9 protein-coding genes, 1 tRNA gene, 1 pseudogene and 1 CRISPR repeat array are annotated in these 12512 nt (G+C 42.0%); of the genes and pseudogenes, 3 read left to right on the top strand and 8 right to left on the bottom strand.

The features are described 5' to 3' along the window. Positions 1–173 precede the first annotated feature (173 nt). Positions 174–1502: a GTPase family protein gene (locus H6G79_RS28985; protein ID WP_190593470.1), complete on the bottom strand. Its 1329-nt coding sequence runs from the start codon at positions 1500–1502 to the stop codon at positions 174–176. A gap of 875 nt (positions 1503–2377) precedes the next feature. Between H6G79_RS28985 and H6G79_RS28980 the strand changes: the two genes are divergently transcribed. From H6G79_RS28980 to H6G79_RS28970, 3 genes are all read left to right on the top strand, one after another. Continuing rightward, positions 2378–3235, top strand: coding sequence for a metal ABC transporter permease (locus tag H6G79_RS28980; protein ID WP_190593462.1), 858 nt, complete (start codon positions 2378–2380; stop codon positions 3233–3235). Between the two features lie 77 nt (positions 3236–3312). After that, a tRNA-Phe gene (locus tag H6G79_RS28975) sits at positions 3313–3385 on the top strand. A 410-nt stretch (positions 3386–3795) separates the two neighbouring features. Next, on the top strand, positions 3796–4092 hold the full coding sequence (locus H6G79_RS28970; RefSeq protein ID WP_199334092.1) for a hypothetical protein: 297 nt from the start codon (positions 3796–3798) through the stop codon (positions 4090–4092). 389 nt (positions 4093–4481) lie between these two features. Further along, positions 4482–5317: a CRISPR direct-repeat array (repeat unit 37 nt; unit sequence ATTTCCAATAATTCCGCCCCTAAAGAATAGAAGCGGC). A gap of 479 nt (positions 5318–5796) precedes the next feature. Here the strand turns inward: H6G79_RS28970 and H6G79_RS28965 are convergent. The 7 genes and pseudogenes from H6G79_RS28965 to H6G79_RS36400 form a co-directional block, all read right to left on the bottom strand. Beyond that, positions 5797–6135, bottom strand: a pseudogene (locus H6G79_RS28965) (IS4 family transposase); the annotation flags it as partial. Beyond that, positions 6102–6251, bottom strand: coding sequence for a transposase DNA-binding-containing protein (locus tag H6G79_RS28960; RefSeq protein ID WP_190593460.1), 150 nt, complete (start codon positions 6249–6251; stop codon positions 6102–6104). The pseudogene H6G79_RS28965 and the gene H6G79_RS28960, both read right to left, overlap by 34 nt. Before the next feature lie 151 nt (positions 6252–6402). Beyond that, positions 6403–8097 carry an RAMP superfamily protein gene (locus H6G79_RS28955; RefSeq protein WP_190593459.1) on the bottom strand — a complete coding sequence of 565 codons (1695 nt, stop codon included), beginning with the start codon at positions 8095–8097 and terminating at the stop codon, positions 6403–6405. Continuing rightward, positions 8094–8528, bottom strand: coding sequence for a hypothetical protein (locus tag H6G79_RS28950; RefSeq protein WP_190593457.1), 435 nt, complete (start codon positions 8526–8528; stop codon positions 8094–8096). The genes H6G79_RS28955 and H6G79_RS28950 overlap by 4 nt, the downstream gene beginning before the upstream one ends. Continuing rightward, positions 8528–9337 carry an RAMP superfamily CRISPR-associated protein gene (locus H6G79_RS28945; RefSeq protein ID WP_190593455.1) on the bottom strand — a complete coding sequence of 270 codons (810 nt, stop codon included), beginning with the start codon at positions 9335–9337 and terminating at the stop codon, positions 8528–8530. The genes H6G79_RS28950 and H6G79_RS28945 overlap by 1 nt, the downstream gene beginning before the upstream one ends. Positions 9338–9383: 46 nt before the next feature. Beyond that, entirely contained in the window at positions 9384–10484 is a 1101-nt protein-coding gene (locus H6G79_RS28940; RefSeq protein WP_190593454.1) for a type III-B CRISPR module-associated Cmr3 family protein, read from the bottom strand. Continuing rightward, complete coding sequence (locus H6G79_RS36400) at positions 10475–12451, bottom strand: type III-B CRISPR-associated protein Cas10/Cmr2 (protein ID WP_199334090.1); 1977 nt, start codon at positions 12449–12451, stop codon at positions 10475–10477. The genes H6G79_RS28940 and H6G79_RS36400 overlap by 10 nt, the downstream gene beginning before the upstream one ends. Between the last annotated feature and the right edge of the window lie 61 nt (positions 12452–12512).

Raw genomic sequence — 12512 nt, 5'->3', positions numbered from 1 at the left:
GAACGGAACCCAACATTCTCAAGAATTTGTTGGGTTACGCTATCGCTACACCCAACCTACTATTCTCTTAACTGAACTTAATTCTCTAAAATCAGACAACAGAATAAAATCAATTTGTAGCGATCGCAAAACCACACAAAGTCTACATCCCCTTGTCTCCCTTGTCCCCCAAATCACCGCTTAATTCCCTTAAACCGTTCTTTCGCTGCTTGAAACTCGGCTTGCATCACAGATTGGATTTTTTGCGGATCAGGTTTTTTGCCACCGATAACATCGCCAAAATAAACACAAGCTGCTTCACCTAAAGACCAAGTATAAGCCGCCGCCCAAGAAGCCGCGATCGCACTGCCAAAACCAGGGATAATTTTCACTAACTCCCGTCCTATGGCTTGGGCGAAAAATCCGCCGGCGATCGCACTCACAATTCCGCCTGCTTGCGATGGTGTGATGGTTTGCCCGTATAATTTACCTAACAGTCCTACCATCGATACTTGCAATGCTGTTAACACAGGCATGGTTGCAAATGGTAAAGGTATGGCTGCTAATGTTGCTGCCATTACAGCAAAAGTTAACATATACCGCCTTCCCGCATCACGGTAGATATTCCCAATTTGTTGACCTATTCCCTGTGATAATAACTGATTAATGGCGCGGGCTTCGGCTTCGGGTAACAATTCCGCTAAAGCATCTCGAAACTCTTCTAAACCATAAAATACCGGATTGTAACCATCTTCTTCTAAAGTAAAGTCAATCAGCACAGCGCGATCGCACAATCCACTAAAAGCTTGCTGAATTTCTGCAAAAGCCCGTTGAACTGCTTCATACTCTGGTGGATAAACTGGATGATCTACCACATCAATAGGATAAACTTCGTGTAAGCAAGTCACCGCCAGTAAACAAGGAATATCAGGATATTGTTGACGTAGGTTTTGGGCAATTTTTCGCAACGTATCCGTGGCAAAATCGTTAATCTTGACTGTGAGAATTAACACCCTCGCACCACGACTAGCCTTTTGCAAATCACCCAACAACTCTTGGATAATAATTTGAGTTTCTTGATTAACATCTCCTAACCCCACCGTATCGGTAAAAATCAGCAACGGTAAATCACCAGAAGGATAGGCGTAGCGTTCAGTATGTTGGGTATGGGGACGAAAACCTTGTCCGATAATTTCTGCTGAAACTCCAGTCAGTCCCCGCACAATCGAACTTTTACCAGCTTGGGGTTTACCAATTAACAAAGCTTCTGTAGTTGGCAGTTCAGCACGGACAGCTTCTAAAATCTCTGCTACCTGAGCTTCGCTGACACTATACCATTCAACCACAGTCTGCGATACTTGTTCCACAGGTAGCAACTGCATCAAACTAGATGTAGCTTTTTGCCAGATTCCTGTAATGCGGTTTTTCCAATTGTTATTAACCGACTGCGTTTGACCTCCAGACGGTTCATTGGTAGATTGAGAATCTGCTGATGGCAAATTAGTATTAGGTTGCTCAGTCATGGTAATCAAAACAGCAGATAGATGGCAGTTTGAGTTGAGAGGTTGTTTTAAAAGTCTGCTTGTTGGTAGCAAAATATTTTAGATCCCCCTAAATCCACGACACTTGCTACAACGGGGGGAACCCCGCAACGCAGTGTCTCCCCTTAAAAAGGGGGACTTTGAGATTAATTCCCCCCTTTTTAAGCTACGGTGTACACACAAGTCGAAAATTTGCTCTATGAAACCGCATCCCGCCTGGAACTTTAGTTCCAGGCTCATAGCCAAAGTCCACTCAAGTGGACTGAAATGAACTTTTGCTTGAGTCCTCTTGAGAGGACTTGCGCTATGAGACTCGGAATTGATTCCGAGGCGGGATAGATGCACTCAACCCGGATTTGTGTGTACACCGCAGCCTTTTTAAGGGGGGCTAGAGGGGATCAACGAGTACTTAAAACTACGAATAAATACTTTTCAAACATCCTCTGAAATACTCACTGGCCATTTTAGATGATTAACCACTCACCTAACCTGCACCTTTATAGCAATCTTCCAATTAACAAAAATCACACCGGAGATTATATAGGACTCATATTTAGATTTATGAAAAAAATCAGGTGTAGGTTGGGTGGAGGAACGGAACCCAACATTCACGCATACTTTGTTGGGTTACGCTATCGCTACACCCAACCTACTATTCTCTTAACTGAACCGTATTGGATTATATGGGACTCATATTTGATTTATGAAAAAATCATTACACCCAGATAAACCTGGATTTCTCACAAGAGAGAAATCTAGGTGTGTGGGAGGATAGTAAAGAAATCTTTCCCCCCTCTCTTCCCACACTCCCCACACCCCCCACACAAATAGATTCAACAATCACACCGGATGATTATATGAGTTACTCCATTGCAGAGTTAGCCATTACTAGCAGTCAAGATTTAGTGAGTTTATTACAATTTCCCTTTATGCAACGGGCGCTGATTGGTGCTGTGTTGATGGGCATACTGGGAGGGTTACTGGGTAGTTTTGTCACTTTACGACAATTATCGTTTTTTAGCCATGCCGTTGGTCATGCGGCTTTAGTTGGTGTCGCCTTGGGTGTCCTGCTACAGTTAAATCCTACTTGGATGCTGTTACCCTTTACCTTGGTTTTTGGCGTTATCGTTCTTTACTTTGTTGATAAGACCGATTTAGGCAGTGATAGCGTACTTAGTATAGTTCTCTCTGGTGCCTTGGCGATCGGTGTCATTCTTTCTAGCTTGATTCAAGGATATCGGGGTAACCTGATGGCTGTGCTGTTTGGCGATATTCTCGCTATTGATACCACCGATTTGATTTTAACCCTACTCATCCTTGTAGGCGGCGCTATATTCTTATTCTCGACTTTGCGCCAGCAAATTTTACTCACCCTCAATCCTGATGTTGCTAAAGTCCAAGGTATTCCCGTGGAATTATATCGTTACGCCTTTGTGGTGCTGCTGTCACTAGCCGTTGCAGTGGCGATTAAAGCTGTGGGAGTTTTACTAGTTAACGCCTTCTTAGTGATCCCCGCCGCGACAGCCAAGCTGATGAGTCAGCATTTTAGCCGCTTTTTGTGGATGTCGGTAATTGTAGGTTCAATTAGCAGCATTGTAGGTATTCTGGTTTCAGGGATTTTTAACATCGCTTCTGGCCCTAGTATTGTGCTGGTTCAGTTCTTGCTATTCATTGCTGTGTTCGTGGTCATTAAGCTGGGTTGGCAAACTGCATAACTTTTTTTTAGATGACCCTTGCAGAATCATTTTTCGTTTGCTAAGATTATAAATCGTGGCGCAAAAACAAAGCACCCGCCGGGATAGCTCAGTTGGTAGAGCAGAGGACTGAAAATCCTCGTGTCACGAGTTCAAGTCTCGTTCCTGGCATACCACTAAACCCCTGGAAATCTAACGATTCCAAGGGGTTTTGCCTTTATTAGTACATAACTTACGCACGCCGTTTTTTTATTGAGAATGGGTGTAATACTAATTCACGAAATTACTGATACAAATCACTTCCTCTGCAACTCGGCTTCCGGTCGCCGAGCGTTCGCGCAGCGTCTCCGTCAGGAGAAGTCGAAGCGATGCTTTCATATCCATATCATTTTTAAAGTGAAATGGTGTAAGAGTGATGAAAATTTACACCATTTCAAAAGCAAACTACAAAATATTTTGTATTTAAGTATTTACAGGTATAATTTTATACATTAACATAGGATTAAGAAAGGCGATCGCCCTCCGCCAAGAGCTTGCGATCGCCTTTCCCTAAACCCCCTTTCTGGGAGATAATTTCTATCATGGCACAAGTCAAAAAGTTTGCACGACATCAACGTTTTGCCCAATCACAATTACAACAATTTTTAGAGGGCGAAATGTTAAATACACCTGTTCACAATTTAGCTTTTCAAAATCCATCATCTAAGCGAGAACGCATTAAACACATACTCATGGGTTCTCCCCAAGCTGTTAGCAATACTATTCACCACCTGCACGTTATTGGCTACGCCAGCACTGGTGACTGGAGTCCACTTTTACCCACTGCTAATCCAGATGAGGTGATGAGTATTTTAATCCGCATGATTTTGATCCGATAAGTTATTTCCACTATTAAAAACCCGACTTTAAATAAAGTCGGGTTTCTTTTTGCTGTTTTGGTGATAGCGGTTCTTACTTGCTTGTAATACAGTCGGAACCCCACCCCCAACACCTCCCCGCACGCGGGGAGGGGTTGGGGGTGGGGTTGAAATGTACTTCATCCAACTGAGAACCGCTCAAATTCTGATTTGAGGAATCAAAACACTTTCGGCGAGATATATCGCCACAACAGCCAGTAGAAGTGTTTTCAATTATTCCGATTTGAGTTAATCGGTAAAGTTTGACTTCCATTACACCGACCATCGTGGTCTACCAGGCGTTTCCAATAATTCCGATTTGAGTTAATCGGTAAAGCGCAGCCACACAACACGCTCAGGAAAGAGATGATGTTTCCAATAATTCCGCCCCTAAAGAATAGAAGCGGCTGTATCTCACGAGGTTGTTTCACCAGGAACCGCAAATTTCCAATAATTCCGCCCCTAAAGAATAGAAGCGGCCGGGGATGTCTAAACTCTCTAACCACTCTTTACACAATTTCCAATAATTCCGCCCCTAAAGAATAAAAGCGGCTTTGTGGGATGAAATAGCCAGTCATCCAGATATGAGTAATTTCCAATAATTCCGCCCCTAAAGAATAGAAGCGGCTGAATCTAGGCATCATCAACACGTTGGTCAATATCATTTCCAATAATTCCGCCCCTAAAGAATAGAAGCGGCTCAGGAAATACAAATCAACCTAAATGCACCACTTATTTCCAATAATTCCGCCCCTAAAGAATAGAAGCGGCGTTAATAGCAAAAAGATGTTTTTAGGTAAATTAAAATTTCCAATAATTCCGCCCCTAAAGAATAGAAGCGGCGTTTTATATGTTGTTTTTTGTCTTTGCAAATCCTATTTCCAATAATTCCGCCCCTAAAGAATAGAAGCGGCCTGTTCCTGCAAAGTCAGGTGGCAAGTGGGGACAATTTCCAATAATTCCGCCCCTAAAGAATAGAAGCGGCCGTAGTGCTTGTGTATATTCAGTTAATACGTTGTGTATTTCCAATAATTCCGCCCCTAAAGAATAGAAGCGGCGGATCACTGCCAACCAAACTTATTTTCTATTGCTATTTCCAATAATTCCGCCCCTAAAGAATAGAAGCGGCTTCTAATCATGTTATTGCTGTACTAGATGCGGTCAAGTCAAATTTCCAATAATTCCGCCCCTAAAGAATAGAAGCGGCTGCGGGCTTCTGAAACCTTGATATTGCAAAGGTTTTAAAGCCACTTTGCGCGGGACTAGAAAGAAAGTAGCATTTTAGCCGTTGGCTCGTCAAGACATCACCTTTGTAAATTGCCTCAAAAGCATAACAGGCAAAGCTTCTAGGAATTGCGCGGAACTCCATATTGTAGCCATCCACCTCAAAGCTATACGACATAAGCCTTTGAACCACAAAAATTGCCTCAAATTCTTAAACACCCACTCATCCGCGCCAGTGAGTATGTCAACTGTGCAGTCAGATTACAGATAAAAATAGCGATCGCTATCATCCTGATACCAATTTAATGTGAAGTTGTACATATTTCGATCCCCCTAAATCCCCCCTTTCCAAGCTATCCATTAGTCACATCTTTCTTAACAAAAGCTGAAAGCTAATTGAAGAGATGATTTGAGAAGAGGATAGCAATAGGAGGACTAGACAAAAGGCAGAAAGTATGTGTGTTAAGTTTGATGTGCTAATTTCCAAGTGGCAGCAATATCGTGTAATCGCCGCAACCCTTTCCAAATAGTTTTCACTCCAGGTTCACCATCACCTTGACGACCAAGAAAACCGCCGAGGCTGGCAATCATACGTACTGCTTGTCTTAATGTTGGTGGTGTCTTGGGTGGAATTGGATTGTGACTCACAGTGACACACAAAGACTGCCATTCAAAAGTACTTAAAACAGTCTCACAACAGATATCTGGATTTGCCCTGGCTTCGTAAGTGAGCCATAGTAATCGCCATGCCACAATAGAATATGTTGCTAATGCCATTTCCAGTCTTGTGGCGGTTTTAACGGTACACTACTTGTTGGTTGTGCTGCCAAGTCTTCTACTAACTTGATCAGCCGCTTGTTTCTTCGCCCATCTCCCAAATTTACATACCTCAATTCTGATGCTGCCCACCTTTCCATTTTTTACTCCCCTCTTTTTTCTCCTCCTCAAAACTATATCTATCAACCTTTTCAGCTTTTTTTAAGTCTTTTTACTTTTTGTTGAGAAAGATCCGGGTAATGGATAGGCTTCGGAGAGGGGTTGGGGAGAGGTTAATCGAATTTGCGTAATTTATGAAGGCGATCGCGGCCAGAGTTTCTGAAAACCTTTGGCTTGATTTTGCTGGGAATTTAGAAACTTGACAAACTGTTTTGATTCAGGAGAATCATCGGGAAACAGTGTCAGCAGTTCTAAATAGCCGGCGGTGGTTTTGGGCAGTGGTTTATTAGGATTTTTGGGATCTCTGACTAAACGAACAAGCGGGTACATTCGATGCCAAAGTCTACCGATTTGCCCCATCTGCCCGGTAATTGACGAACGGTAGATTGAACCTTCTGGCTGCGTTCTCGAAATTGCTTCTTGGTAAGGGCCATGCAGCCAAAAAATAGCTTCACTGTCTTCTTTGTCATTGGCTTGTCGTCCCCAGACTTGCACGTTTTGGGGATGCCATGCTTCGCGCCAAGTAGTTGGTTGTTTGGGGCTGGGGGTGATGCCTTGCAACTGCATCCATTCTTGGGCAGTTTGCCGCACTTTATCGATAAATTCACCCACCTGCTCTAGTTTACGCACTTGCACGTCTCGAATGAGCGATCGCTCTCCCAACCATTGCCAGTGACAACCAATTAGCGGTTTGTATCCCTCTTCGTAGTATTCTTCATAAAATAGGCGATGATCTGCCCGTCGCCAAGATTTGCCAAAACCACCTAACACAACAGCGAACCGCGTTAAATCAGCTACCAATTTTTTCAAAGCTTCTTCTTGTTGAGAATCAGCCAGTTTACTAGCCAGTAACCAAACTAATTCACCCTCAACATTATAAGTAGGTTGGGCGTAAGAACCTCTGCCAAAGCTGTCTATCTCTAAGTGAGAATCTCGAAAACTCATCCCCAAAAGCCCGATATTTCCCTTACCTTGGACACTACCAAACAGCTGATTGACAATTTGCTCTGCCATGTCTGCATTCGTCAACCCGCCAAAAATTCGCAAAGCATGACCCCGCAAACCAGCCCGAAAAATATTAGCGCGAAACTCCCCTGTGCCATCAATTAACTTCGCTGCTTGTCCCTGGCCTTTAATGCGTCCTTGGTAAAGAATATTGCCCTTGTGTTGTTCTGGTTGCCCGTAGCCAGCACACACACGACAACCAATGCCTGTAGAAAGTGCTTTTTCCCATATTTCCCAGACTGTCTGCCAATCTGAATCTTTCAAAGGGATGTTACTAGAAATGCCAAATTGCAGTTCTGGTTTATACAAAGAAATTTGGATAAACGCCCCTGATTCTTTATTGCCATTCTTAACTTGCCAATTCTGCTGCGGATGCACAATGTCTACTAAATTTTCCGTCCAGGCGGTATCAGTAGGATAACCACCATGAAAACGTAAAATTCCTGGTTGCAATTCTCCATCAGCCGAAATTGTGCCGCAATACAATGCTGCTTGTTCTTTGGTGCAAGCGCGACGAAAAATCCCCTTCATACTGCTACCGGGATAAAACGGCCAGCCCCTCGCGCCAATCACCGGGCGAATTACACCATCATCTTGACCGCTATTGGTAATAAATCGCCAAGTTAAGGTGTAAGTCCGAGTTTGAACTTCAGTCCCAGGTTCGGGAAGGTTGGGATAAGCTTTGTCTACCCATTCATCAGCCCAACGTGTAGCGTCTTGTTCTTCCGCACCAGGAACCAGCCTTTGGATTTGGCAACGTCCATTAATCTGCGCCCGAAACATCATCGGGACTTTTTTCGCGGGGTCGGGAATGACTGTCATGATTTTTCCCCTTTATATCGTTGCGTCCACCAAACAATACAGTCACATAGTTGTGTCAGCACTGCTAACGCTACCCGTTGGTCATTGATATCCAATTGCCAGAGTTTATCCGACATTTTTTGAATCTGCTCAACATTATTGAGGTTGACAGGATCGTTAGGAATTGTGACTCCCGCCTTTGCCATAATTTCAGCTAAAGCATTCCAGGTTGCTTTCCAATATTCAGCTTTCTCCGGTTCTTTAGCTTTTAAACGCAGATGTTCTCCCCAAAAACGTTCCAACCCGTAAGCAACAGACATCCGCATTTTGTAAGATTGGTTGAGAGACTTTTCATCTCGCTTTTTAGCATTTATTACCAATTGTTGTGCTATTCGGTCTAGTCCGTAAGATTTCCAACCGTTTTTTTCTTGTTTGTCAGATGTCTCAGTCATTATTTATATGCTCCCCCTAAAGTAACTTGACAACGACCAAAGCCAATTGACTCTAGTCCACCAAAATAAAGTTCATCAGACGCATCATTTCCAAAGGGTTGCCAACCTTTTTGTTTCAAGGCAATTGGAAAAATTAAGATACTTCCTTCTGGTAAAGCTTCGACGTTAAAAAATGCACCGCCTTCTACTTTCTTTTCGTTGTCTGCAAGTTTGACTCGGCTTTGGCGGTAAAGTGCCATGTCGTGCAGCATAGCAATATCATTGTTATCAACTACAACTAAGTTGTTTGGATTCAAGTTAGATCCGGTTGGTATCCAATCTGAGAGGTCTTCATCTTTCTGGATTTTGATAAAGCCTAAGTTAAAAAACAAAACTTTACAGTTAGTGTCAACTTGACGACCTTGCAAAGCTTTGGGTGCTGTGTAAGGGTCTGGTAGAGTTGCAGAGATTCCAGTAATTTGCTTGTAACGTTTGAGTAACCAAGGACAAGTTACCCAAACAATGGGTTGACCAGGACAGAAAACAGGTAGCCAGACTAAGGAGGCATATTCAAACTTAACTAAGGCTTCGGTGGTGGTGTTTTCTTCACCTAATACAGCTTCGTGACCATACCATTTTCTTTCCGTACCTTGTTCATGCGATCGCATATCTGCCCGAAATCTACCACGAATTGAACTACCAGGAATAATCCCAGTTTGGGTAAATTGGTCACGGAAAATTAAGTTCAAATTCCCGGTTTCTTCTCCCGCACTTGCACCGACGTGCAGAGGTGCTAAGGTTTCGATGATGCCGTAGGCTTTTTTGTACATTGATATTACTCCATATTGATAACTGTTAACTGATAACTGCTAACTGTTAAGCGATCGCACTTGGTAAGGGTAGTGCTAGTCCGCTTCCCCAGCGTTGGAAGGACGGGCCTTCTTTGGGGAACCATTCAGGGTTCCATGTTTGCCAAGCTTTCAGGGGTGTTTTCATGACATAAACGGTTCCCGCCGGAATTGCATAGCGTCCTCGTGATAGGCGTTTGGTTTTGCCTTCACCACCGAGTCGATAGCGGGAAGGGTGGGGACGTTCAGTCAACAGGGTGTCTAAATACAGTTCGCTATCCCACGCCTCTGGATAGCGAGTTGATAGGCGATTTGACCCCCAAATTGCTGGGGTAATTAAGGCGAAACTCTTGCCAACATCTTGTGTGAGCAGATTTTTGATAGATTCATCCAATGGCAGACATCGCACATCTACTATATGTCCCTCACCGCCAAAGCGATACCAACCATCATTAACTTTGTCATTGCAGAGATAAACTAAGCAGTAATCGGGGTCTAGTTGAACTCCGTTTTCTAAAAATAAACTGCCTCTTTCGCTGCCGTCTTCTAGTTTTTCTATCTTGGCGCACCGTTCATCTTCTCTTAGTTGGGGGTGCAATTGTGGAACTGGTTTCCAAGGTGATTTTTTGACTTTTGGCGGGTTACTCCAATCAATTGATGTTAATTTTTCCCAGTCTTCTATTGCTAACCAATGGCTACTTTCAAATTTATCTGATGGTGATTCTTCATTTTGATTTTGCCATTTGGCTCCATTCCAACTTAATTGATATGAAATTTTTGCTTCTCCTTTCTTAACTAAACAATTAAAAGGTGTCGGCACATAAAAGTTCTGCGGAGAACAACTTTTTGCCCAAAAAGGGCCAGCAAAATGTAAAGGTTCGATTTTGGCTTTGCGCTTTTCTTCGTCAGATTCCTCTTGGGTATATGTAGCCGAAAATAAACCAGATAAGCTGGCTGTGCTAGGGGGAAAGCTTGTCCCAGAACGTCCTACTAAGTTGTCTGGTGATAAAAATCTGCCAGCACTGCCATATAAAAAACCTAATGGTTCAATTACTACTAAATACTTAAAAAGTGATTCTGCTGTCGAGTTACTGCTAGAATTGCTATTTGCTATTTCTACTACTGACATAATTGAAATCCTATTTTTGCAAGATTAATAACCCAGTTATTTAGCGATTCAGTAACATCCTTGCAATCAGATTCTTTATTACCAAGAATCCCTGTTTTTTCTTCTACATCCCAAAGGTGTTGTTCTAAAAGATATTTTTGGTTGGGAAAATAAATACCAAATAGTTCTTTGGCTATCTCTGTTTGATTTTTAAAAGCGTGACGAGATTCTAATATTGCCACATCTGTGTAGATATGTCCCCAGTTGGCTTTTTCGTGTGTTTTTTTGTGGCGATCGCAATATCCTTGCAATACTTCTTGCAAACACCACCAAGGACAAGCCCAATCTATATAATTACCTCCATTAAACAAGATGCGAATAGCCAGGCGATCGCGTCCTTGATTTTTGGCGATTTTCTCTACATCTCTGCAATTTTGTAATACCTCTCGTTGTGGAACACCAGGCGCAGCCCAAACAAATCCCACACTCACGCCAATTGGTTGTTTATGTTGTTTCCATAAGGCGTTCTCGTTTGCGGAATTAAAGTTATAAAACCAATCAAGGCATTCTTGAGGTTTAAGTACAGGTTCTCTAAACAATATTTCTGCTTCTTGATGCTTAAGACCTGCGTCTGCTAGTGCTTCTTTTAAAATTCCATCGCTTTTATAATTATCTTTGATGATTTGAGTAAATTCATGTCTAAGTTCAACAGAAAGTTTTACGTCTTTATGTAAACCTCTACTGTCAAATTCTTGTCGGAAAGTAGTTATTTCTTTTGCTAATTTTGGTGCGGATTTTCCTGCTTTATCATTTAAGTATGTCACTAATTTTCCGAGAAATCTTTTGTCAGGAGGAGTGCGATATAAAACACCTAAAAAATCATCACCACCTGCATAAATTATTCTACCACGACCTGTATTATTCAAGCTTTTTTTTAATATGTTTTCACCCCAAGTTATCATAGCAAGGCTAAAATTATTAGTCTCTATATCTGATAATTTTTTGAGATAGTCTCCGGCTTTATCCCCATCACCTTGAAACCAGCCAGTCCACCGATTGTCAGGTTCTAATTTGTCTTTTTTTCTCTTTGTATTCAGCCGATTTAAATCACGATATGTTTCAGGAATCTCTTGTGTAGGAATACCTATAGGAGATGCGATCGCCTCTAAAGTAATCAGACGTTTAATCAGTTCAGCAATACTCAATTCCTCATCGGGGTCAATAATACCTGAACCATATTCCCTAATGAGTTCGTCACGTTCTTGCTGACTAATTTTAGGAAATCTTTCTTCAATAAATTTAATAAATCCTTGACCATATCTCTCAACTAACCTGCTATGTATTTCTGGATTATTTTTCTTGAGTTCATTTCTAATATGCTCAATAAAATCATGACCAACTGCATAACTTAACTGCTGGTAAAACGCTTTAATTTCATTTTTTTGAGTTTCATATTTATAGGTTTTAGGATGATTACTACCCAGACTGGGAATTGCGATCGCATCTGCACCAGATAAGGTTGAACTTTCACCAGTCCAGTTAATCGCTGTCCAATTGCGCCGACGCTTGATTTGATCTAAATTACCTCGCGCGTTAGTAATTGATTCACCTTGTCCCCAAAAAAATTCCCAAGCGTAACTTGACCATAAATTCCATGTTCTTCGCCAATGATATTCACCAGGAACATGATCTTCAATCCATTGGCGACAAGTTTGTATAACTCCATCCCAAGCAGAGTCGAAAACTTCTTTAACTTCTGTTTCGGGAAAATCACCTTTAATAATTATTTGATTAGGAGTTCCTTGCGTCAAATTGATAGTAGCTGGAGAAACCACCCAAAATCCTTTATCTCTGGCTTTCCTACAAATGGTACTGGCTAGATAAGACAAGATAAAAGAACTACCGTATAAATCTCGTAACTTTCGAGATTTTTCGATAAACCCCTGAACGGGTGCAAAAGTAATTGCTGTGTAAACTTGATTAGCCATAGCTAAAGTAATCCAATTTCACAAATTGAACAATCAGATTTAAATTATGCAGAATAGAGAA

Source organism: Anabaena sp. FACHB-83 (assembly GCF_014697485.1).
GTDB lineage: Bacteria > Cyanobacteriota > Cyanobacteriia > Cyanobacteriales > Nostocaceae > Nostoc_B.
The sequence above is the reverse complement of the archived record's forward strand: the minus strand, read 5'-3'. Positions and strand labels throughout refer to the sequence as shown.

Excerpts from the sequence above, each read along its gene's own strand:
- H6G79_RS28985 (WP_190593470.1), bottom strand. The coding sequence starts at position 1,502 with ATGACTGAGCAACCTAATACTAATTTGCCATCAGCAGATTCTCAATCT.
- H6G79_RS36400 (WP_199334090.1), bottom strand. The coding sequence starts at position 12,451 with ATGGCTAATCAAGTTTACACAGCAATTACTTTTGCACCCGTTCAGGGG.
- H6G79_RS28950 (WP_190593457.1), bottom strand. The coding sequence starts at position 8,528 with ATGACTGAGACATCTGACAAACAAGAAAAAAACGGTTGGAAATCTTAC.
- H6G79_RS28940 (WP_190593454.1), bottom strand. The coding sequence starts at position 10,484 with ATGTCAGTAGTAGAAATAGCAAATAGCAATTCTAGCAGTAACTCGACA.
- H6G79_RS28945 (WP_190593455.1), bottom strand. The coding sequence starts at position 9,337 with ATGTACAAAAAAGCCTACGGCATCATCGAAACCTTAGCACCTCTGCAC.
- H6G79_RS28980 (WP_190593462.1), top strand. The coding sequence starts at position 2,378 with ATGAGTTACTCCATTGCAGAGTTAGCCATTACTAGCAGTCAAGATTTA.
- H6G79_RS28955 (WP_190593459.1), bottom strand. The coding sequence starts at position 8,097 with ATGACAGTCATTCCCGACCCCGCGAAAAAAGTCCCGATGATGTTTCGG.
- H6G79_RS28970 (WP_199334092.1), top strand. The coding sequence starts at position 3,796 with ATGGCACAAGTCAAAAAGTTTGCACGACATCAACGTTTTGCCCAATCA.
- H6G79_RS28960 (WP_190593460.1), bottom strand. The coding sequence starts at position 6,251 with ATGGAAAGGTGGGCAGCATCAGAATTGAGGTATGTAAATTTGGGAGAT.